This is a genomic window from Curtobacterium sp. ME-Dv--P-122a (genome assembly GCF_030209645.1).
Lineage (GTDB): Bacteria > Actinomycetota > Actinomycetes > Actinomycetales > Microbacteriaceae > Curtobacterium > Curtobacterium flaccumfaciens.
Window position 1 is genome coordinate 201,034 of record NZ_JARVRO010000008.1, and the last position, 21,755, is coordinate 222,788.

Annotated in this window: 20 protein-coding genes; 8 read left to right on the top strand and 12 right to left on the bottom strand. The window is 72.4% G+C overall.

All coding sequences use genetic code 11. The features are described from left to right. Positions 1–75 precede the first annotated feature (75 nt). The gene (locus tag QRN49_RS10140; RefSeq protein ID WP_284755539.1) at positions 76–1,308 is read left to right on the top strand and encodes a PP2C family protein-serine/threonine phosphatase; all 1,233 of its coding nucleotides are present in this window, start codon (positions 76–78) and stop codon (positions 1,306–1,308) included. A 199-nt stretch (positions 1,309–1,507) separates the two neighbouring features. Here the strand turns inward: QRN49_RS10140 and QRN49_RS10145 are convergent, their stop codons facing one another. After that, positions 1,508–2,377, bottom strand: a complete 870-nt coding sequence (locus QRN49_RS10145) for a phosphoribosylaminoimidazolesuccinocarboxamide synthase (protein ID WP_111024227.1) — start codon at positions 2,375–2,377, stop codon at positions 1,508–1,510. Then, the gene (gene purD, locus QRN49_RS10150; protein WP_284755542.1) at positions 2,374–3,642 is read right to left on the bottom strand and encodes a phosphoribosylamine--glycine ligase; all 1,269 of its coding nucleotides are present in this window, start codon (positions 3,640–3,642) and stop codon (positions 2,374–2,376) included. Before purD ends, QRN49_RS10145 begins: the two co-directional genes overlap by 4 nt. A gap of 57 nt (positions 3,643–3,699) precedes the next feature. On the opposite strand from purD, the gene QRN49_RS10155 reads away from it, so the two are divergent. Further along, positions 3,700–4,071 (top strand): sterol carrier family protein, encoded by a 372-nt coding sequence (locus tag QRN49_RS10155; RefSeq protein WP_111224905.1) that lies wholly within the window; start codon positions 3,700–3,702, stop codon positions 4,069–4,071. Between the two features lie 355 nt (positions 4,072–4,426). On the opposite strand, the gene QRN49_RS10160 is transcribed toward QRN49_RS10155, so the two are convergent. After that, complete coding sequence (locus QRN49_RS10160; protein WP_259475519.1) at positions 4,427–7,015, bottom strand: helix-turn-helix transcriptional regulator; 2,589 nt, start codon at positions 7,013–7,015, stop codon at positions 4,427–4,429. Between the two features lie 108 nt (positions 7,016–7,123). Here QRN49_RS10160 and QRN49_RS10165 point away from each other — a divergent pair, with 108 nt between their 5' ends. Further along, positions 7,124–7,525, top strand: a complete 402-nt coding sequence (locus QRN49_RS10165; RefSeq protein ID WP_110858851.1) for a hypothetical protein — start codon at positions 7,124–7,126, stop codon at positions 7,523–7,525. Between the two features lie 144 nt (positions 7,526–7,669). Here the strand turns inward: QRN49_RS10165 and purF are convergent, their stop codons facing one another. Beyond that, a complete protein-coding gene (gene purF, locus QRN49_RS10170) occupies positions 7,670–9,127 on the bottom strand; it encodes an amidophosphoribosyltransferase (protein WP_027465037.1) in 1,458 nt (485 codons plus the stop codon). A gap of 74 nt (positions 9,128–9,201) precedes the next feature. Between purF and purM the strand changes: the two genes are divergently transcribed. Further along, positions 9,202–10,317 carry a phosphoribosylformylglycinamidine cyclo-ligase gene (gene purM / locus QRN49_RS10175; protein WP_110858852.1) on the top strand — a complete coding sequence of 372 codons (1,116 nt, stop codon included), beginning with the start codon at positions 9,202–9,204 and terminating at the stop codon, positions 10,315–10,317. A 258-nt stretch (positions 10,318–10,575) separates the two neighbouring features. On the opposite strand, the gene QRN49_RS10180 is transcribed toward purM, so the two are convergent. Then, positions 10,576–10,794, bottom strand: coding sequence for a DUF3073 domain-containing protein (locus QRN49_RS10180; protein ID WP_017886249.1), 219 nt, complete (start codon positions 10,792–10,794; stop codon positions 10,576–10,578). 158 nt (positions 10,795–10,952) lie between these two features. Here QRN49_RS10180 and QRN49_RS10185 point away from each other — a divergent pair, with 158 nt between their 5' ends. After that, positions 10,953–12,098, top strand: coding sequence for an NAD(P)-binding domain-containing protein (locus tag QRN49_RS10185; RefSeq protein ID WP_284755549.1), 1,146 nt, complete (start codon positions 10,953–10,955; stop codon positions 12,096–12,098). 128 nt (positions 12,099–12,226) lie between these two features. Here the strand turns inward: QRN49_RS10185 and QRN49_RS10190 are convergent, their stop codons facing one another. The 4 genes from QRN49_RS10190 to QRN49_RS10205 all read right to left on the bottom strand — a co-directional run bounded on the left by QRN49_RS10190 (position 12,227) and on the right by QRN49_RS10205 (position 16,238). After that, positions 12,227–12,667 (bottom strand): DoxX family protein, encoded by a 441-nt coding sequence (locus tag QRN49_RS10190; protein ID WP_071405836.1) that lies wholly within the window; start codon positions 12,665–12,667, stop codon positions 12,227–12,229. 120 nt (positions 12,668–12,787) lie between these two features. Next, a complete protein-coding gene (locus QRN49_RS10195) occupies positions 12,788–13,063 on the bottom strand; it encodes a DUF3072 domain-containing protein (RefSeq protein ID WP_017886246.1) in 276 nt (91 codons plus the stop codon). A gap of 158 nt (positions 13,064–13,221) precedes the next feature. Beyond that, on the bottom strand, positions 13,222–13,905 hold the full coding sequence (locus QRN49_RS10200) for a hypothetical protein (RefSeq protein WP_284755552.1): 684 nt from the start codon (positions 13,903–13,905) through the stop codon (positions 13,222–13,224). An 83-nt stretch (positions 13,906–13,988) separates the two neighbouring features. After that, a complete protein-coding gene (locus QRN49_RS10205; protein WP_284755554.1) occupies positions 13,989–16,238 on the bottom strand; it encodes an APC family permease in 2,250 nt (749 codons plus the stop codon). Between the two features lie 130 nt (positions 16,239–16,368). Between QRN49_RS10205 and QRN49_RS10210 the strand changes: the two genes are divergently transcribed. Then, positions 16,369–16,821 (top strand): MerR family transcriptional regulator, encoded by a 453-nt coding sequence (locus tag QRN49_RS10210; RefSeq protein WP_284755555.1) that lies wholly within the window; start codon positions 16,369–16,371, stop codon positions 16,819–16,821. Positions 16,822–16,962: 141 nt separating this feature from the next. Here QRN49_RS10210 and QRN49_RS10215 read toward each other — a convergent pair whose 3' ends face one another. The 3 genes from QRN49_RS10215 to yczE all read right to left on the bottom strand — a co-directional run bounded on the left by QRN49_RS10215 (position 16,963) and on the right by yczE (position 19,306). Continuing rightward, positions 16,963–17,544 carry a PadR family transcriptional regulator gene (locus tag QRN49_RS10215; RefSeq protein ID WP_071405831.1) on the bottom strand — a complete coding sequence of 194 codons (582 nt, stop codon included), beginning with the start codon at positions 17,542–17,544 and terminating at the stop codon, positions 16,963–16,965. Next, the gene (locus QRN49_RS10220) at positions 17,541–18,422 is read right to left on the bottom strand and encodes a DUF4097 family beta strand repeat-containing protein (RefSeq protein WP_284755557.1); all 882 of its coding nucleotides are present in this window, start codon (positions 18,420–18,422) and stop codon (positions 17,541–17,543) included. The genes QRN49_RS10215 and QRN49_RS10220 overlap by 4 nt, the downstream gene beginning before the upstream one ends. Positions 18,423–18,622: 200 nt before the next feature. Beyond that, positions 18,623–19,306 carry a membrane protein YczE gene (yczE, locus tag QRN49_RS10225; protein ID WP_284755560.1) on the bottom strand — a complete coding sequence of 228 codons (684 nt, stop codon included), beginning with the start codon at positions 19,304–19,306 and terminating at the stop codon, positions 18,623–18,625. Positions 19,307–19,367: 61 nt separating this feature from the next. On the opposite strand from yczE, the gene yczR reads away from it, so the two are divergent. Together yczR and QRN49_RS10235 are read left to right on the top strand one after the other, a co-directional pair. Beyond that, a complete protein-coding gene (gene yczR, locus QRN49_RS10230) occupies positions 19,368–20,819 on the top strand; it encodes a MocR-like transcription factor YczR (protein ID WP_284755562.1) in 1,452 nt (483 codons plus the stop codon). Between the two features lie 175 nt (positions 20,820–20,994). Continuing rightward, on the top strand, positions 20,995–21,669 hold the full coding sequence (locus tag QRN49_RS10235) for a DUF6518 family protein (RefSeq protein ID WP_284755564.1): 675 nt from the start codon (positions 20,995–20,997) through the stop codon (positions 21,667–21,669). Positions 21,670–21,755 lie beyond the last annotated feature (86 nt).

The following is a 21,755-nucleotide window of genomic DNA, read 5'->3' on the forward strand; positions in this document are numbered from 1 at the left end:
CGCCGCCGCGCCCGACCACTTGCGCCCTCCGGACTGGGGCCAGGCCCTGTCCGTTCCGCGCGTTACCGTGGGAGCATGCAGCCGGAAACCGCGATGTCCGTGCCCGCGACGACCGGGGCCCATGCCGTTCGGCGAGCGGCCCTGATCGCGGCACTCGACGTGGTCGACGGTGGCGTCGAGGAACGGTTCGAACGGATCACCCGGATCGCGCGCGAGGCCCTCGGGGTCTCCGGCTCGTTCCTCAACCTGGCCGGCGAGACCACCCTGACCATCAAGTCGCAGCAGAGCGACGCAGCCTTCGGCCCGGTCATCCCGCTGCAGGACACCTTCTGCGGCCGGACCCTGGGCGAGCAGGGGCCCGTGGTCGTCCCGGATGCCCGGGTGGACGCCCGGTACGCGGACCTGCCGATGGTGCTCGGCGATCCGAACGTCCGGTTCTACGCCGGTGTCGGGCTCCGTGCCGGCGACGACGACCTGAAGATCGGCACCCTCTGCCTGATCGACCCCGAGCCGCGCACCCTCGACGCCGACGAGCTCGAACTGCTGCAGGAACTCGGCATCTGGGCAGAGCGCGAACTGCTCGCCGGAGCCGACGAGGACCGCCTGCGCACCGTGCTCAACGGCCTGCAGCCGGCCGAGGTGCAGGTTCCCGGCTACCGGATCACGGGGATGTCGATCCCGCACGGGCTCGTCTCCGGTGACTTCCACGACTGGCACCGTTCCGGCGAGGACTCGGTCCACCTGACCGTGTCGGACGTCATGGGCAAGGGGATGTCCGCCGGGCTCCTCGCCGCGAACATCCGCGGAGGCCTGCTCGCCCGCGGCGACCAGGACCCGGGCACCGCAGTCGCCGAGCTCGAGGCGCAGGTCGCCCCCGAGCTCAGCCGTGCCGAGTCCTTCGCGACGATGTTCCACGGCCGGCTGACCCCGTCCACCGGGCGACTCGACTTCGCCGACGCCGGCCACGGGCTCGTGCTGCAGCTCCGTGACGACGGTGCCGAGCGGATCCTGCGGTCGTCGGACCTGCCGATCGGGCTGCACCCCGCAGGGATGCCCCGCGCGGCCGGCTCGCTCGTGCTCCGGCCCGGTGACGTGCTCATCGTCGTGACGGACGGCGCGCTCGAACTCTGGGACTCCACGCTCGCGGCGCTGTCGGAGCTCGGATCGCTGTACCGGGAGTCCCCGGATGTCGAGACGTTCCTGCAGCGGGTGCGCGCGCGTGTCGCCGAGCACGACCCGGGCGACGACCTGACCGTCGTCGTGGTGGCGCGCGAGGCCGTCGGCGCTCTCGAGGCGCTCGAGTCCTGAGCGGTCGAGGACCGTCGGCTGGCTCGTCGGCGGTCGCGCGGCGGGTCGTCGCCGGTCGAGTGGTCGCGACGTGTCGTGGGTGGGCCGCCGAGTGGTCGCGAACCGTCGGTTGGCGGGGCCCCGGCCGACGGTTCGTGACCGCTCGACGGACGTGAGCGGGGTGTCGTGACCGCCGGCTGGGCGCGGGCCGGGTGCGGCGTCAGGCGCCGAGGCGCTCGATCAGCTCGGCGTAGCGCGCCGCGGTGCGCTCGACGATCTCGTCCGGGAGCACCGGCGGCGTGCCCTGGCGGTCCCAGTGCGCGCTGAGCCAGTCCCGCACGATCTGCTTGTCGAACGAGTCGGTGCGGTCGGCGGAGCGGGCGTCCCAGTAGCGGCTGGAGTCGCTCGTCAGGACCTCGTCGGCGATGCGGATCCGGCCGGTGGCGTCCTGCCCGAACTCGAACTTGGTGTCCGCGATGACGACGTCCCGCTCGAGGGCGATGGCCGCGGCCTCGGTGTAGACGTGCAGCGAGAGCTCGCGCAGGGTGGCCGCGGTCTCGGCGCCGACCAGGTCGACGGTCTGCTCGTACGAGATGTTCTCGTCGTGCTCGCCCTGGGCCGCCTTGTACGCCGGCGTGTAGATCGGTTCCGGCAGGCGGTCACCGTTGGACAGGCCCGCGGGCAGCGCGACGCCGCACACGCTGCCGGTCTCCTGGTACTCGGCCCAGCCACTGCCGACCAGGTACCCGCGCACGACGCACTCGACGGGGAACATCGTGAGCGGCATGACGTGCATCGACCGTGCCTCGACCTCGGCGGGCACCGGGGTACCACCCGAGGACGGGCCGATGATGTGGTTCGGGACGTCGCTCAGCTGGGTGAACCAGAACCGCGACAGGCGGGTCAGCAGTTCGCCCTTGCCCGGGATCGGCGGCTCGAGCGCGAAGTCGTACGCGCTGACCCGGTCCGAGGCGACGAGCAGCAGCTCGGACGCACTCGCCAGGTCGGCGGTGCCCTCGGGCACGTAGAGCTCGCGGACCTTGCCGGACGAGACGTGCCGCCAGCCGGCGATCGGCGCGGGGGCGCTCACTTCGCGACCTTCGCGGCGATGTCGGTGCGGAACTGCGCGCCCTCGAGCGTGATGTCGCCGAGCCCGGCGTAGGCGCGCTCGCGTGCCTGGGCGAAGTCCGACCCGGTCGCGACGACGCTGAGCACCCGGCCGCCCGTGGCGACGAGTGTGTCGTCGAGGACGCCGGTGGCGGCGTGCGCGACGGAGACGCCGTCGCGGGCGTTCGCGTCGTCGATGCCGGTGATGGGTCGGCCGGTCTGCGGGTTCTCCGGGTAGCCCTCGCTCGCCAGGACGACGGTCACGGCGACCTCGTCGCGGAACACGGGTGCGGGCACGGCACCGAGCTGCCCGGTGGCGGCGGCCAGCAGGAGTTCGCTGAGCGGCGTGGCCAGGCGGGGGAGCACGACCTGCGTCTCCGGGTCACCGAAGCGTGCGTTGAACTCGATCACGCGGACGCCCTGCTCGGTGACGATGAGCCCGCAGTACAGGAGCCCGACGAACGGCGTGCCCTCGTGCTCGAGGCGGCGGACGGTCGGCAGCGCGACGAGCTCGGTGACCTCGTCGACGAAGGCCCGCTCGGACGGCCAGCGGTCGGCGAGCCACGGCAGCGGCGAGTACGCACCCATGCCGCCGGTGTTCGGTCCGAGGTCGCCGTCGGCCAGGCGCTTGTAGTCCTGGGCGGGGCTGAGCGCGCGGACGTCGTGCCCGTCGCTCAGGAAGAACAACGAGACCTCTTCGCCGTCGAGGAACTCCTCGACCACGACGTGTCCGTGCTGGAGCCAGTAGGTGGCGTGGTCGATCGCGGCCTGGCGGTCGTCGGTCACGAGCACGCCCTTGCCGGCGGCGAGCCCGTCCGCCTTGACCACGTACGGGGCGCCGAGCTCGTCGATCGCGGCGACGGCTTCGTCCGCCGTGCCCGCGTAGACCGGACGCCCCGTGGGCACACCGGCCTCGCCCATGATCCGCTTGGCGAACGCCTTCGAGCCCTCGAGCTGCGCGGCGGCCTTGCCCGGCCCGAACACCGGGATGCCGCGGGTGCGCACCGGGTCGGCCACACCGGCGATGAGCGGGGCCTCGGGGCCCACGACGACGAGCTCGACGTCGTTCTCGATCGCGTACTCCGCGACGAGCGCACCGTTGGTGGGGTCGAGGGAGACGGTCTCGACGTCGGCGGCGATGCCGGCGTTGCCGGGCGCTGCCGTGATGACGTGGCCCGCATGCTCAGCGAGGAGGGCCGTGATGATCGCGTGCTCGCGGGCACCGGAACCGAGGACGAGGATTCGCACCCGATCACCCTACCCAGCCCGACTCGCCGCCCGCGATGCGAGGGCTAGCCTGTGGAGATGCCACCCAGGAGGATCGAGGACGCCGACGGGCGAGCGGCACTTGCTGCCGTGCGTCGTGGGGAGACGGCCCGACCGGCCGTCGCGACCGCGGTTCGGTGGACGTTGCAGTGCCTGGCGGACGAGGTGCCGGGCAACAGCGTCGAGGTGCGGGTGCCGCCGTTCGCCGCCGTCCAGGCCGTGCCCGGACCCCGGCACACCCGTGGCACACCGCCGAACGTGGTCGAGACCGACGCCACCACGTGGCTGGCACTCGCGTCCGGCGAGCTGACCTGGTCCGAGGCGGTCGCGCAGTCACGCGTCAGCGCCTCGGGCTCGCGCGCCGACCTGACGGCGTTCCTGCCGGTCCGGCTGCCCGCCCCCGGCGCCTGACCCTGCGAGTCGCCGGCACCGGACCGCCGGCACCGGACCGCCGGCACCGATCCGCAGGCACCGAGCCGCCGCGGCGGAAGCGCCTGCGGAGAACTCCCGCGCGAATTAGGTAGTGCCTACCGATGCGCCCGCATCGACCGGGTTCCTAAGCTTGAAGTCGCCGGGATTCGGACCCGACCCGAACGGGTCCGAACCCGGCGACAGGCACCAAGGTACGCGATGTTCCACACAACGTGTCAATCGTGGCGGCGCGTCGTGCTGCAATCCGCAACGTTCTTGCGTGCGCGACAGCCGACGCGGAACGCGGAGGCGGCCGTGCCGAGTGCGGAACCGGCCGTGCCGAGTACCGAGCAGCTCAGAGCAGCTCGCTGAGCTCCGACCGCGCGTGCAGGTCCCACTTCGCGAAGACGCGCGACAGGTGCGCGTCGATCGTCCGCGTCGAGAGCCCGAGGGACTCCGCGATCCGCCGGTTGCTCAGTCCCTGGGCGGCGAGTTCCGCGACCTCGTACTCGCGCTTCGTCAGCGGCGGTTTCGAGTGCCCCGCGGTCACGGAGATGCCGTGTGCTGCGAGCAGTCCCTGCGCCGTTATCACCCGCGTACGGTCGCCGGCGCGCACGGCGTCGGCGTACTCGATCACCGCGGCGGCGAGCGGTCCGTCGACGCGGGTGGCGGCGTCGCGCATCCGCTCGAGCGAGCCGGTCGAGTCGCGTCCCTGCGACATGCCGACCGCGTGGTGCAGGGCGTACCCGTACATCACGTGCGTCCACGAGCCGTTGGCCGTGCTGCGCTCGATGATCTCGTCGGCGTGCTGCAGTCCGGCCGGGTTGCCGAGCACGGCCTCGGTCCAGGCGATCGACACGGCGACCTGCTCGCCGGTGATGCGCATCGCCCGCTGCGGGGTGCTCCGGGCACGTTCGAGCGCGCTGGAGGCTTCTTCCGCGCGTCCGCCGTACGCGAGCGCCAGGGCCAGACGTGCCCAGGGGTAGGCCGCGAACCCGCCGTGGTCGGCGATGTCGTACCGCTCGCAGGCCGCCGAGAACGCGGCGACGGCATCGTCCCAGCGGCGCTGTGCGATCGCCAGGTTGCCCTGACCGATGAGCTCGAGCGTGAAGTCGTACTTCAGGTAGGGACTGGACCGCCCCGCGGGCACCTCGATGATCAGGTCGTCCAGGTCGCCGCGCCACATCTGCACCTGGTGCAGGACGGAGGAGTTCTCGCCGACGCTCCAGGGTGCTGCCTCGACGTGCGCCACGGCGGTGGCCAGGGCACGGTGACCGAGCGCGGACGCGTCGTCCAACCGGCCGGCGGTCGCCAACGCCATCACGGCGCAGGGTGCGACGGCGAGGAACGACATCGGCATCGTCGGGGCGTCCACGATGCCGCTGCGCTCGATCTCGGCCCGGACCTCGGCGAAGTCGCCGCCCCAGCCCTGGTGTGCCATCCGCAGCAGCCGCAGCCGTTCGACGGCCTCGTCGGACACGACCAGGCGAGTGGCGGCGTCGGTCAGGGCCACGGAGGCCGCGACGTCGTCGTCGTGGAACTGGCGGATGTTCGCCAGCGTCTCGCACGCTTCGATGACGGCCTCGTCGGTGACGTCGCCGACGTGTCGCTTCGCCACGCCCCAGGCCGCTTCGGCGTCGGCGCGGCCGGCTTCGCGGCCGTCCGAGTACGAGTACGCCAGCGAGCGGAGGCAGTGTGCCGTGACCTGCTCGGTCGGCGTGAGCGTCGTGCGGAGCGCTGCCGAGGCCAGGGCGATCCCGCTCTCGTGCTCCTGCAGCCGCACGGCGACCTGCGCCGCGTCGAGCAGCTGGTCGACCGACGGCAGGACCCCGCACTCGAGCGACCACAGGGCGGCACGCAGGCGTGCGGCAGGCGGTGCGCCCTCGGGCCGGTCGGTGCGGAAGGCGTTGGCGCGCGCGAAGAGTGCCGTTCGCCGGGCCACCGGCACCAGGGTCCGGATGACCTCGCCGACGAGCGGGTGCGACGGCCGGACGACCGCGGCGCCGTCATCGAGCGAGTCGATGCGGACCAGGCCGAGCGCGACGACCCGGTCGACGTCCCCGCCGGTCACCAGGCCGAGCAGGCGCGCGAGCGGGATCGGGTCGGCGAGGGCGACGATGTCGACGACGTCGCGCAGGTCTTCCGGCAGCGACCCGAGCTCGGTGCGGTACATGTCGGCGAGGCTGTCCGACGCGGTCACCCGCCCGCGCCAGTACCACCCGGTCGCGGTGTGGTCGAGGGCGCCGGAGACCCGCGCCGCACGGACCACCTCGCGCAGGTACAGCGGGTTGCCGGCGGTGGCGCGGTGGACGCGCTCGGCCGAGGCGTTCTCGAGCGGCGAGCCCAGTGCCTCGGCCACGAGCGCCGCGGTCTCGTGCAGCGTCAGGGGCTGCAGGTCGATGCGCTCGAGCAGGTCGTCCTGCCACAGTGCGCGGAGCGGCTCGGGGAGCGCCGTGAAGTCGCGGCAGGTCAGGACGAGCCGGGCGCCCTGCCGGCGGACCAGCCAGGCGACGTACCGCGCGGAGATCGCGTCGAGGTGGTCGGCGTCGTCGACGCGGAGCAGGACGTCGCGGTCCACGAGGTCCTCGATCGCGCGGAAGCGCTGCTCGGCGCCGGTGTCGTCGGACAGCTCCGAGATGGACGCCGGCAGCTCGCCGAAGCGCTCGGCGACGGCGCCGAAGGGCATCGACCGGCTCGCGGCGACCGCCGTGATCGGCACGACGACCGTGCGGCCGGTGCCGTCGCGACCGGCGACTCGGTCGGTGACCCGCGCCGCGGCGGTGCTCTTGCCGATGCCGGGGGCACCGACGAGCGCGACGCTCCACCGGTGCTCGGCGACGACGGCGACGGCGCGGTCTTCTTCTGCGCGCTGCGCGACGGGCCAGGCCACGCGGGCGGGGGCGGCCGGTCGGCGTCGGCGGGCGGGTGCGGTTCGTTCACGCATCCGACACACCTCCTCCGCTTGGGATACCGACCAGTAGCGTCCATCCTCTCCCGGATCGGTCGCCGCGCACAGGCCGCGGGACGTCCCACAGTGGGGGACAATGGACGGGTGAGCAACACCGATCAACCCGACGAGCAGCCGCTCCCCACGCCGGCACCGGCTCCCAGCGCGGTCGCCAGCCCCGACGAGGTCACCATCCGCCGTGCACCGAAGTTCGGCGTGTTCATCGTCGGCGGTGCCGTGCTCGGGTTCCTCGCGACCCTCGTCGTGGTCGCCCTCACCATGAACCTCGGCGGCCAGCGGGACCAGACCAGCTTCGGCAGCCTGGTCGGCTACTTCAGCCTGTGGGGCGTCACGATCGGCGCCTTCGTCGGTGCGGTCGTCGCCGTCGTGTTCGACCGGGTCTACGCCCGACGGTCGGCCCGCCTGACGGCGGAGCGCGTCGAGGTCGAACTGCCGCCCGAGACGGTCGACGGTGAGCTCGACGACCACGGTGACCAGCGGCCGTAGCCGCTCCCGACCAACGGACTGGAGGCCCGGTGCCAGCTGGCACCGTCCCTCCAGGCACGGCCGTCACCCCGCTGGCGCGGTGCGCCGGTACCGGCTGGTGGGGCCCACCTCCCGTCCGTCGTCTGGTCGCGTCTCGGACGCGACCTAGCTGAGCTGGTTCGCCTCGACCCAGGACAGGTACTCCGGGCTCACGGTGCCCGTGACGTACTCACCCGTGAAGCAGCTCATCTCGAGGTCGGTCACGTCCGAGCCCTCGATGATGGCGTCGCGCATGTCCCCGACCTCCTGGTAGATCAGGTGGTCGCTGCCGAGCACGCGGTTGATCTCCGGGATCTTCCGGTCGTGCGCGATGAGCTCCGCGCGCGTCGGCATGTTGATGCCGTAGACGTGCGGGAACCGGACAGGGGGAGCGGCGCTCGTGAACGTGACCTCGTTCGCGCCCGCGGCCCGGGCCATCTCGACGATCTCGCGGCTCGTGGTGCCGCGGACGATCGAGTCGTCGACGATCAGGATGTTCTTGCCCTTGAACTCGGACGACATCGCGTTGAGCTTCTGGCGCACCGAACGCTTGCGCTCCGCCTGCCCCGGCATGATGAAGGTGCGGCCGACGTAGCGGTTCTTGTAGAACCCCTCGCGGTACTCGATGCCGAGCTTCCGGGCGACCTGCATGGCCGCCGGACGGCTCGAGTCCGGGATCGGCATGACCACGTCGATGTCTCCGGTCGGCGCGTACTGCTCGATGGTGTCGGCGAGACGGTTGCCGAGGCGCAGACGCGCGTCGTAGACCGAGATGCCGTTCATCACCGAGTCGGGACGCGCCAGGTAGACGTACTCGAACGAGCACGGCACCAGGCGCGGGTTCTTCGCGCACTGGCGGGCGTGCATCTGGCCGTTCATCTCGATGAAGACGGCCTCGCCCGGAGCGATGTCGCGGACGATCTCGTAGCCGCCGGACTCGAGCACGAGCGACTCGCTCGCGACGACCCACTCCGGCTGCCCGGCCTCGTCGAACTTGTGGCCGAGGATCAGCGGGCGGATGCCGAACGGGTCGCGGAAGGCCAGCAGCCCGTGCCCGGCGATGGTCGCGATCGTGGCGTAGGAGCCCTCGACCCGCTCGTGCACGCGCTCGACGGCGTCGAAGACCTGACCCGGGTCGAGGTTCGCGCCGCGGACCTGGCCCTGCAGCTCGTGCGCCAGCACGTTCACCAGGAGCTCGGTGTCGCTCGTCGTGTTCAGGTGACGACGGTCGATGTCGAACAGTTCACGCGTGAGCTCCCGCGTGTTGGTGAGGTTGCCGTTGTGGACGAGGACGATGCCGTAGGGCGCGTTCACGTAGAACGGCTGGGCTTCTTCTTCGTTCGTCGCGGCGCCCTTGGTGGCGTAGCGGACGTGTCCGAGCCCCATGGTGCCGAGGAGGGCACGCATGTCGCGGGTGCGGAACGCCTCACGCACGTGGCCGCGGGTCTTGTGCATGTGGTGCACGTGACCCTCGACCGTGGCGATGCCCGTCGAGTCCTGCCCGCGGTGCTGCAGGAGGAGCAGTGCGTCGTAGATGGATTGGTTGGCGGGGCCCTGCGCAACAAGGCCGACGATGCCGCACATTCGCGGGTGTGCTCCAGATCAGTAGAATCGGGGGGTACCGCACAAGTCTGCCATGTCACCGCGAAGGACTCCGCATGCCCAACCCGTACGCCGAAGCCGGAGTGGACACCGCTGCCGGTGACCTGGCCGTCGAACTGATGAAGTCCGCGGTCGCGGCCACCCACAACGCCTCGGTCCTCGGTGGCGTCGGCGGGTTCGCCGGGCTCTACGACGTCTCGTTCCTGAAGGACTTCTCACACCCGTTGCTCGCGACCTCGACCGACGGCGTCGGCACCAAGGTCGCCATCGCGCAGGCGATCGACAAGCACGACACCATCGGGCAGGACCTGGTCGGCATGGTCGTCGACGACATCGTCGTGGTCGGCGCGAAGCCGCTGTTCATGACCGACTACATCGCGTGCGGTCGCGTGGTGCCGGGCCGGATCGCCGACATCGTCGCCGGCATCGCCCGCGGCTGCTCGGAGACCGGCACCGCGCTGGTCGGTGGCGAGACCGCCGAGCACCCGGGGCTGCTCGGCCCGGACGACTACGACGTGGCCGGTGCGGCGACGGGTGTCGTCGAGGCCGACGCGCAGCTCGGCGCGCACCTGGTGCAGGACGGCGACGTGGTCCTGGCGATCGAGTCGTCGGGGCTGCACTCCAACGGGTACTCGCTCGTGCGGCACATCCTGGCGTCGCGGGGCGTCGGCTTCACGGACCAGCTGCCCGAGCTGAGCGGCGTCGGGTTCGGCGGCGCGGTCTCCGTCGGCGAGGCCCTGCTCGAGCCGACCCGCCTGTACACCGCACCGCTCCTGGCACTGCTCGAGCAGCACCCGGGCGCGGTGCACTCGCTCTCGCACGTGACCGGTGGTGGCATCGCCGCGAACCTGGCGCGCGTGCTGCCCGTCGGCTCCTGGGTCGAGGTCGACCGTTCCACCTGGCAGCCGCTCCCGGTGTTCCGGGTCCTGGCCGACATGGCCGGCACCCCGATCGAGGACACCGAGGGCACCTGGAACCTGGGCATCGGCATGTTCGCCGTCGTCTCGGCCGGGGCTGCTGCCGAGGTCATCGCCTCGCTCGGTGCCGCCGGCATGCCCACGTGGCCCGTCGGCACGATCGCCACGTCCGCGCGGGACCTGACCGGGTTCGAGCAGGGCGCCAAGGGTGTCGACGGCGGCGCGGTCCGGCTCGTCGGGAGCTACGCGGGCTGACCCGCCGGGCGGGGCTCCGGGGCGGGCGGCTCCGGCTCCGCCGCGCCGTGGTGCGTGCGGCGAGTGGTCACGAACCGTCGCCTGGCGGGCCTGCAACCGACGGGTTGTGACCGCTCGGCATCGTGCCCGAGGGGAGTCGTGACCAGCCCGAGGGGAGTCGTGACCAGTCGGGGCCGGGACCCGAGCGCGCCGACGGGGGTCCGGGCACGCAGAAACGCCGCGCTGCCCGAGGGCTGCGCGGCGTCGCTGCGAGAGAGGTCAGGCGGACTTGTTCTGGTCTGCCTGGGTCTCGAACTCGTCTTCGTCTTCCGCCGGTTCCGGACCGTACTGGTCCGCCCAACGGTCGACGTAGTTCTCGTCGGAGTGTTGTCCGGCGGAGAGCTCCTGCTCGAGCGCACCGTAGTTCGTCTGCGGGCTGAAGTACTTCAGCTCACGGGCGACCTTGGTGTGCTTCGCCTTCTGACGGCCGCGCCCCATGCGTGACCCCCTCGTTCGGCTCTGGTCCGGTCCTGGCGAATGACGGAAGATCACTCGGGGAACCAGACGGTTCGTGGTTTGAAATCTGCCGATCACTCTACCATGTACCTCGATCTGGACGTCGCGCGACGGCTGGCCCGCACAGCAGAATCGAAGTGATGACGGAACCCCTCGAGACCCCGGTCGACCAGCACACCCGCGTGGTGGTGATCGGCGCGGGGCAGGCGGGGCTCTCCGTGGGATACCACCTGCGCCGCCTCGGGCTCGTCCCCGGCAGCGACCTGGTGATCCTCGATCGCGCGCCGAGCACCGGTGGGGCCTGGCAGTTCCGGTGGGAAGCCCTGCGGCTCGGAGCAGCACACCGGGTGCACGACCTGCCCGGCATGCGCGCGATGGGCCTGGAGTTCGACGACGCCGACCGGTCACGACCCGCGCGGGACGTCGTCGGGGAGTACTACCGACGCTTCGAGCAGCACTACGACCTGCGGGTCCGGCGCCCGGTCTCGGTGACGTCCGTCTCGCGCATCGACGGCGACGACGGCGTGGCGGGCGGCGCTCCGGCGGACGGCGGCCTGTGCGTCACGACCCGGAGCGCCGACGGCACCGTCACGCGCATCCGTGCCGAGGTCGTGGTGAACGCGTCCGGCACGTGGGGCACCCCGTTCGTGCCGTGGTACCCGGGGCGCGATGTGTTCCGCGGGCGGCAGGTCGACACGACCGAGTACCGCAGCGCCTCCGAGTTCGCCCGCCAGGACGTCGTCGTGGTGGGCGGTGGGACGAGCGCGATCGGGTTCCTGCTCGAACTCGACGGCGTCGCCCGTTCGACGCGGTGGTTCACCCGGCGCCCGATGGTCTGGGCCGGGACCGCGTCGCTCGACGTCGAGTCCGCGGTGGCCGCCGTCGACGAACAGGACCGGGCTGCCCGTGCCGGCGAGGTCCTGCCGAGCATCGTCAGCGGTACCGGGGTCCCGGTCTCACGACGGATCCGCGCCGGCATCGACCGCGGCGTGCTGCGCGACGAGCCGATGTTCACCCGGATGGACGAGACCGGGGTGGTACGGGCAGACGGCACCCACGTGCACGCCGACGCGGTGGTCTGGGCGACGGGGTTCCGGGCCGACCTGCGGCACCTCGCCCCGCTGCACCTGCGGACCACGGCGGGCGGCGTGGTGGTCGAGGACGGCCGGTCGGCCGAGGAGCCGCGCTTGTTCCTGGCCGGCTACGGTCCCCAGGCATCGACCGTCGGTGCGAACCGGGCCGGCCGACGCATCGCCCGCCAGGTCATGGACGCACTGGCGGGCTGAACGGCCCTGCGGCCCCTCGCACCGTGCGAGGGGTCATGTGAACGGTGCGAGGTCCCGTTCTCGGTGCGGCCCTCGCGAGCTCGCACCGAGTGCGGAACCTCGCACCAGACGAAACCGGGACGCGCGGCTCAGGCGGGCAGGGGCTCCTCGACGCCACGACGACGGCGTGACGACTTCAGCACCAGGGCATCGAGCGAGAACCGCCCGGGCCCGGTCAGCGCAACGGCGAGCGAGGCCACCGCGAGCACGAGCACGTACTCGAACCCGCCGTCCTGCGAGTAGAAGCCGGCGGTGCCGTGGGCCAGGAACCCGGCGACGACCATGTCGACGGCCAGCAGCACGCCGACGACGCGGGTCGCGACGCCGAGCACGAGCAGGACGCCGCCGACGAGCTCGAGGCCGGCGACGAGGGGTGCTGCGACCTCGGCGAGGGGGACGCCCATGCCCGAGAAGCCCTGCACCACGTTGGGGATGCCCTGGGCGAACTTCTGGGCGCCGTGGGCGATGAACACCACCCCGAGGACGATGCGGAGCGCGGTCAGGCCGATGGAGGTCGATGTCGTTCGCATGGCCACGAAGGTAGCCGGTGACGCGTCATCGATCGTCCTCGAACAGGGGACTGACCGCGCTTCGCCAGAACATGCCCAGAGCATGCCCAGACAGCGGTCCGCCGAAGGGCGGACTGCTTCTCAGGAATCGGCGCCGCGGCCGGTCTGCTGCTGGAGGCGGTCGATGTGCTCCGACGCCTGCGCCTTGGTGAGGTCGGCGGGGAGTTCCTCGCCGGCTTCACGGGCCAGGGTGTCGAGGTAGCTGCGCTGCGGTCCGGTCATCGGCTCGTCGCCGGTGACCCACTGCTCGGGGTCCTTGCTCGCGTCGGTGGAGGGGTCGGGTCGGGGGCCGCCGAGGGTCTCGCCCTGGATCGGTGCGTCCGGGGTCTGCTGCTGGTCGCGGTCTGCGTCACTCATGTCCGCGACGGTACGCCGCACACCCGTCACGACACGCAGCAGCGGCGTCCCCCGAAGCGGCCCAGCGGCCCAGCGGCACAACGGCACACGGCACGCATCGAACCGAAGCCGCTCAGCGGCCCAGCGCGCACGACGGCACGCATCCGCACCGAAGCGGCTCAGACGACCGTCGCCGCGTACCGCACCAGATCGGACCCGACGGCACTCGTGGCGATCGGTACGACGCGGTCGTCCCGCCGGACCCAGATGGTCGCCGCACGCTCGTCGATCCGGTCGACCTCGTGCAGCTCGCCGTCGAGCAGCACCGACGCCGTGACCCGCACCCGACCGCTCGCCGGACGTGGCGGCAGCCCGACCACGTCGTCGCCGTACGCCGGGTGTTCGCCGGGCTGCAGGAACGGGGACACCGGGGCGGTGACGACCTCGAGTCCCTCGTCGACCGCGGTCACCGCCACCAGGCGGACGGCCTGGTCGGTCGGCAGTGGCACGTCGATGACGGGCTCGGCGGTGGGGCCGGCCAGTGCGCGGAAGGCGGGCCGGCCGTCGGGGGCGAGGTGGGCCTCCAGGCCGTCGATCCGGACGCGACCGCGCCCACGGGAGTCGGCGTAGACGCCGGGCTCGATGCCGGACTGCCGCGCCTCGAGCCGGGTGAGGACGACGCGGTCCGGGCGGTACCAGTCGCGGAGCGCGGCCGGGTCCACCCATCCGACGCTCGGGACGCCGCGGGAGAGCGCGGCGGACTCGTCGGCGGCACGCTCGTCGCGCGCGCCGAGGGGGTGCTCGCCGCGCACGGCGACGAGTCCTTCGAGCGGGCTGCCGGCCGGCGGCTCGTGGTCGAGCACCTCGACGCGCTTCGAGACCTTGCCGCCGGGTCCGTCGAACGTGGCGAACGTCCGCAGGTCACTGATGGTCTTGGGGCCACATGCTACGACTCGTCGGCTCCCCGTCGCGGCGGGGAGGGCACGAGGGCGTGGAGCTCGCCCGTGCAGAGCGCGGGGTCGACGCCCTCGGCGGGGCCCGCCGGACGGGTCGCGCGGCGCGGCTGGATGCTGTTGCGCTCGGCGGACCGGAGCAGGCGGTCCTCGGCCGAAGCCGAAACCGAAGCCGAAGCCGAGCCCTCGGCCGACGAACCGGGCTGCGCGGGGCGGCGGAGTGGGGGCCGGACGGGTTCGCCGCGGCGCTCCTGGCCGGGCAACGGGCGGGAACGGCGGCCGTACAGCAGCTCGGACGAGTCGAGGAGCCACGGCACCAGGGCCACGGTGACGCCGTGCACGAGCAGGAGCTTCTTGCGGATACGGCGGCCGCGGTGGTTGTGGAGCAGGCCCTCCCACCAGTGCCCGACGATGAAGATCGGGGTGTAGACGGTGACGACCTCGGAGCCGTGCTCGGCCCGGTGCGCCTTGATGTACTTGATCAGGGGCATCGAGATGTCGCGGTACGGGCTCGGCACGATCGTCAGGGGCACCTGGATGCCGTACTCCGCCCACTGGTCACGCAGACGCTGGGACTCGGCGTCGTCGATCGCGACGTGCACCGCCTCGATGCTCGCGTGTTCGGCGGCGATCGCGTAGTCGAGCGCCTTGAGCACGGGCTTCTGCAGCTTGTTCACCAGGACGATGGCGTGGTCGCCGGTGGCGCCGAACTTCGTCTCGACGTCGGCCTCGATCTCGTGCGAGACGTCGCGGTAGTAGCGGTTCACGCCGAGCATGAGCACGTACAGCACCGGCATGATCAGGAAGACCAGCCAGGCGCCGTGGGTGAACTTCGTGATCGTGACGATGACGAGCACCACGAGGGTGAAGGTCGCACCGATCGCGTTGATCGTGCGGGAGCGGACGACCTGCCCGCGGTTCACGGCAGGGTCACCCACGGGCACCGTCCCGTCCCGATCGGCCCGCAGCAGCCGTGTCCAGTGCACGACCATGCCCGTCTGTCCGAGCGTGAACGACACGAAGACACCGATGATGTAGAGCTGGATGAGGCTCGTGACGTTCGCCCGGTAGACCACGAGCAGCGCCGCGGCGACGAGGGCCAGGACGATGACGCCGTTCGAGTAGATGAGCCGGTCGCCGCGGGTCGAGAGGGCCTTCGGGGCGTACGAGTCGCGCGCCAGGATCGAGCCGAGCAGCGGGAACCCGTTGAAGGCCGTGTTCGCCGCGAGGAGCAGGACCGCCGCCGTGGTCGCCTGGATCACGAAGAACAGCACCGAGTTGTTGCCGAACGTCGCGGCCGCGATCTGCGCGATGAGCGAGCGCTGCGGGGTGGTGGCGCAGTTCGCGAAGCCCTGCAGGTCGCAGGCACGCTCGGCGTAGTGCACGTGCGACACGAGCGCCAGGGTGATGAGCCCGATGAACAGGACGATCGCGATGCCGCCCATCGCGACCAGGGTGGCCTGCGCGTTCTTGATCTTGGGCCGGCGGAACGCCTGGACGCCGTTCGCGATGGCCTCGACGCCGGTCAGCGCCGAGCAGCCCGAGGCGAAGGCGCGGAGGAGCAGCAGGATGAACGCCGCCTGCGTCGTGTGTTCCACGTTCTGCACGGTGTACGCCGCGGACTCGGCGACGGGGGCGTTGCCGGCGGCGACCCGGACGAGCCCGGTGACGACCATCACGAAGACGCTCGCCACGAACAGGTAGGTCGGGATCGCGAAGGCCTTGCTCGACTCCCGCACACCTCGCAGGTTCGCGGCGGCGAGCAGCACGACGAACAGCAAGGCGAGCTCGACGCGGAAGTGGTCGAGCATCGGGAGCGCCGAGATGATGTTGTCGACACCGGAGGCGACCGACACGGCCACCGTCATCACGTAGTCGACGAGCAGTGCACTCGCGACGACCAGCCCGGCCTTCTCGCCGAGGTTCCGGTGGGCCACCTCGTAGTCGCCACCACCGGACGGGTACGCCTTGATGAGCTGCCGGTACGAGGCGACGACGACCACGAGCAGCAGCACGACGAGTGCGGCGACCCACGGCGCGAACGTCAGGAAGGCCATGCCGCCGAGCAGCAGGATCATCAGGAGTTCCTGCGGCGCGTACGCGACAGAGGACAGCGGGTCACTCGCGAAGATCGGCAGGGCCAGGTGCTTCGGGAGGAGCTGTCCTTCGAGCTTCTCAGAGGGGAGGGGATCCCCGATCAGTCGTGCTTTCAACGACCGGATCTCGTTCGTCACGAGCGGCAAACCTACTCAGTTCCGGGCGCGAGTCAACACGGTTCGCCTGCCGCACATTCCCGGTCGGCTGCGGGCGCGCCACCCTGGGTGTCGCGCACCTCTCACGCTTGACGCTGCGTCAACCAGTACAGTCGCCAGCATGAGCGCATCGACAGGCCCGGGTGACGCAGCTGCGAAAGCTCCCCACGCCATCACCGAGGTGGCGCGTTCCGCCGGTGTCTCGAGCAGGACGCTGCGGCACTACGAGGCCGTCGGGCTGCTGCCGGCGACGGCGGTGGGTGCGGGTGGCCTCCGGCGCTACGACGACCGTGCGCTCGTCCGGCTGCAGCGCATCCTGCTGCTGCGCGGGCTCGGACTCGGGCTGCCGGAGATCGCGCGACGGCTCGACGACGAGGGCGACGACGTCGCGGCGCTCACGGCGCACCTGACGTGGCTCGAGCACGAACGGGACCGGCTGGCCCGGCAGCTGGCCGCGGTCCGCACCACCGTGGCGCGCGTCGAGCACGGGGAGGACCTGACGGCGGGCGAGGCGTTCGCCGGCTTTCCGCCGACGCGGCTGCCGGCTCCCGATCCGCCGGGTGCGGGGCGCTGAGGAACCAGGTTCCGGACACCGCACCGCGCATCTGCACGGTGCTGTGTCCGGAACCTGGTTCCGCGGGTGACGTCGGGCCGACAGGCGGTGCGGACGACGGCCGGGAGGCCCTGGTCGCCACCACCTGTCGGCCGCGGGCCGTCAGAGCGACTTGCGCAGGGCCTCCAGGCCGTCCCGCAGACGCGTCACGGTGTCCGCACCGAGCGTGCCGCGGGTCGCCCGACGGCGCAGGTCTGCACGCACCTGCTGCCGGAACGACGACAGCGCCATCTCGAGCTCGCGCAGGGCACGGGCGCTGTCCGAGGGCACGGACACGGGCTCCTCGGCGGAACCGGTCGCCGGGCTCTCGGCGGCGGCGGCCAGGTCGGCACGGAGCGACCGCATGGCCTCACCGACGGACGCACGCACGCCGTCGGCCAACGACTTCACCGAGTCGCTGACCCCGGACTCGACCGTGGCGATCTCGTCGGCACGTGCCGCGAGCTCGGCGCGGCCGGCGTCCGTGATCGCGTATACGGTCTTGCGGCCGTCGGCGGTCTTCGTGACCAGGCCGTCGTCCTCGAGCTTCGCGAGCCGGGGGTAGACGGTGCCGGCGCTCGGCACGTAGGTGCCGCCGAAGCGGTCGCCGAGTGCCTGGATGAGCTCGTAGCCGTGCATCGGGTGGTCGGCCAGCAGGACGAGCAGGTAGAGGCGCAGGTGGCCGTGGGCGAAGACGGGGCTCATTCGGGCACCTCGCTCTCGTTCGTCGGGGCGGTCGCGTTGGTCGGCGGCGTGTTCGGCGTCGTCGGGGGCGTCGGCTCGGCGACCGGCGGGGCGTGCAGCACCGCGATGTCGCCGGAGACGGAGTTCACCCGCAGGTCGAGCCACTGGCCGGACAGCTCGCCGCCCTGCTTGACGTACGAACCGCGCACCCCGCGGATCTCGGCGTCGTCGAACTGCAGCTTGCCGGTCGCGGTGTTCACCGTGCACTTGTAGGCGACGCCGTCCGCCAGGCGGACGCTCACCGACCCGGACACCGTGTTGACGCGGGCAGACTCGGGGACCCCGTGCAGGTCGAGCACGACGTCGGCCGAGACGCCGTCGGCCTGGAACCGCGGGATCTCGCCGGTGGCCACGACGTCGCCGGAGACGGTGTGCACCGCGAGCGCGCCGTCGAGGTCGCGGATCGTGGTGGCGCCCGAGACAGCGTTGACCGTGACGTCACCCGCGACGCCGTCGACGACCAGGTCACCGGACACCGTGTTGAGGGTGGCTCCGCGGTTCGTGCCGGACAGCAGCGCACCGGCCGAGACGACACCGAGCGTGATGCCGGCGTCGCGGGGGACCAGGATGCTGACGTCGGCGTGGGCCTTGCCGCGGAAGGACTTCAGGAACCCGATGGGGTCGTCCCACCGGACCTGGGGGTGGTCGACGGTGAGGGTGTCGCCGTCGACCTCGATGAGCATCTGCTTGCCGGACACGCTGTGGATCTCGACCCGGGCCGTGGGTTCGTCGTGTGCGACGACGTCCACCTGCCCGCCGACGAGGCCGACACGCACGGTGCGCACGATGCCGGTGTCGATGACCTTGGGCTCGTCGACGAGCCACTTCTCCTGCGCCATGTTGCCTCCTGGAACTCGCGATGTATCGCGTCTGTGGAGGTCACGCTATATCGCGTTCGTCGCGGCCGCAAGGGGTCGCACGCGATCGCCGGGCGATCGCCGGGCGAGTGCCGGGCGAGCGCCGGGCGAGTGCCGGGCGAGTGCCGGGCGATCGTGAGCAGGAACGGTCGGGTGGGGGCAGTGGACCCGACCGTTCCTGCTCACGAAGCGGGCGTGGCGGGGGTGGGGCGGGCCTCCAGGGTGGGTGTGGCGACGTTCGCTGCGGGCTCCACCGACGTGCGCTCGGGGCTCCACGGGAACCGGCGGAAGTGCGGCATGAGCGGCTGGACCATCGGGCCGATCGCGAACGCCGCGATGACGGTGCCCGCGCCGACGTCCCCGCCGAGGATCCACCCGACGATCACGACGGTGACCTCGACCAGGGTCCGGGCGAGCCAGATGGGCCAGCCGAGCCGCTGGTGCAGGCCCACCATCAGGCCGTCCCGTGCCCCGGTGCCGAAGCCCGCACCGATGTAGAACGCCGTCGCGACCGCGAGCAGCACGAGTCCCGCCGCGAACAGCCCGATCCGGGCGACGATCCCCGACGGCTCCGGCACCAGCCAGAGCACCAGGTCGGCACTCGGCCCGATCGCCAGGGCGTTCAGCAGCGTCCCGATGCCCGGCTTCTGGCGGAGCGGGATCCACAGCAGCAGGATGACGCCGCTCGACACCACCGTGATGACGCCGAACGACCACGGCACGACGTTCTCGAGCCCCTGGGTCAGCACGGTCCACGAGCTCACGCCGACCACCGCTCGGACCTGCAGTGCGGTCGAGGCGCCGTAGAGGAACAGTCCGACGAAGAGCTGGACGAAGCGCAGGGTGAGGGCGGTGTGGCGGGGCATGTGGCCATCGTCCCGACAGATTGGCCTGCAGGTCGAGAGCCAATCGCGCTACCGTGGACCCGTGCCCCCTGTCCTGATCAGTGCCCGCGCCGCCGCCCACCTGCTGACCGACTGGCGCGCCGGGACCGACGCCCCGGCCTACGAGGCGCTCGCCGATGCCCTCCGGGTCCTCGTCATCGACGGACGGGTCGCCCAGGGCGTCCGGCTGCCGGCCGAGCGCGGCCTGGCCGCGGCCCTCGGCGTCTCGCGCACCACCGTCGCGAACGCCTACGCCCGCCTGCGCTCCGACGGGTTCCTGGTGTCCGTCCGTGGCTCCGGCAGCGTGGTCCACCTGCCCCGTGACCTGGTCGGCCGGCCCGACCCCGAACGCCTGGGCGGAGTCGTCGAGGGGGACCTGCTCGACCTGCGCAAGGCGGCCCTGCACGCGGCCCCCGGCATCGACGAGGCGGTCGAGCGGGCGGTCCGGCACGTCCCGGCGGCGCTCGCCGGGATCGGCTACGACACCGTCGGCGACCCCGGCCTCCGCGCCGCGATCGCCGCGCGCTACACCGAGCGCGGACTGCCGACGGAGCCCGCCCAGGTCATCGTCACGATCGGCGCGCAGCACGCGATCGCCCTGCTCGCGCGCGTGCTCGTGCGCCGGGGCGACGCCGTGCTCGTCGAGTCCCCGACCTACCCGCACGCGCACGAGGCCTTCCGCGAGGCCGGCGGCCGCCTGGTCGGCGTCCCCGTCGACGCGCGGACGGGGTGGGACGCCGCCGCGCTCGAGACGACGCTGCGTCGCACCGCGCCCTCCGTCGCGTACGTCATGCCCGAGCTCCACAACCCGACCGGTGCGACCATGACCGCGTCGACCCGCCGGATCCTGCTGTCGGTCGCGTCCTCGGTCGGCACGATCGTCATCGCCGACGAGACGATGGGGGAGCTGCGGATCGACGGGGAGCCGTCGCCGCCGTTGGCGGCGGCGGACCCGTCGGGGTCGTCGGTCGTGATGATCGGGTCGGCCGCAAAGGTCTTCTGGGGCGGCCTGCGGATCGGCTGGATCCGTGCCGACCCGGCGCTGCTGCAGCGGCTGCTGCTCGCCCGCCCGACGGGCGACCTCGGCACCCCCGTGCTCGACCAGCTGGTCGTGCGCGAGCTGGTCCCGCGCACGGCGGCCGTCCTGGAGGCGCGGCGTGCGTCCCTGCGCGAAGGTCGCGACGCGGTCGTGGGGGCGCTCCGGGCGCGGCTCCCGGAGTGGGACGTCCCGGCACCGGCGGGCGGGTTGACGACGTGGGTGGGGCTCGGCCGACCGGTGTCGAGCGCGCTCGTGCTCGCCGCACGGGCCGAGGGTGTGGTGCTGGCCTCGGGCGGGGTGTTCGGCCCGGACGGCGGGTTCGAGCGGTTCCTGCGGGTGCCGTTCACGATGGCCCCGGCGGATCGGGGGCGGTTGGTCGACGTGCTGGCGCGGTCGTGGGAACGGGTGGGCGGCGAGACGAGCGGGGTGCGGGGGTCGTTGGCGGCGGTGGTCTGAGCGGTGCGTCGTCCGGGGGTCGGCGTCATGCGGGGCTCGGGGCTTGCGGGGCTCGGCGTCTTGCCGGGCTCGGCGTCTTGCCGGGCTCGGCGTCATCCTCTGGGGTGAGGTCGGGTCGGGGGTTCTCGCTCCTCGGGGTGATGCGGCTTCGGTGGGGTCCGGCGAGGCTGGTGCCATGAACGCGACCCTGTCCGCCGGAACCCGCTCCGCTGTGCCGATGTCCGTCGAGCCGCCCGCGGCGGTCCCCGCCGTGGTGCGGGTCACCATCGCGCTGAGCGGGGCGTTCCTGGCGGGCGTCCTGACCTCGTTCGGGCAGGCCGTGCCCGCACTCGCCTCCGTGTCGAACTCGGCCGGACCGTGGTTCCTCGTCGCCGCGCTGCTGTGCCTGGTCGCCGGAGCACGAGGGGGCCGGGTCGCCCTGCCGTTGGCGATGGTGCTCGGCGTCGTGCTCCTCGAGCTCATGCACGTCGGGTACTGGGCCACGACGGTCCTGCGCGGGTTCCCCGACGTGCTGTCGATCACGAACCCCTGGGTGCTGCTCGGGGTACCGGCCGGGCTGCTGGCCGGAGCGGCCGCCGTGGCGGTGCGGTCCCGCGACGCCCGGTGGCGCGCGGGGGCGTTCGGTGTGACGGCCGCGGTGCTCGTCGGTGAGGGGATCCGCGGGCTGCTGCAGGTCGCCGCGACGACGGGGCACGTCACCTGGGCCGTCGAGATCGTCGTCGGGGTGGTGCTCCTCGGCATCGGGGTCGTCGGCACCCGCTCACCCGTCGCGCGCGTGGTGGCGCTCGGCACCGGGGTGGTCGGGACGGTCGCGGTGCTCGGGGCGTACCTGTTGCTCGGCGGGTTCTGATCCTGCAGTCCTGATCCGACGGCGGGTCCTCGCCGCTTCGTCCTGATCCGACGGCGGGTTCTGGCTGCCAGCCGAGCGTTCGTCGG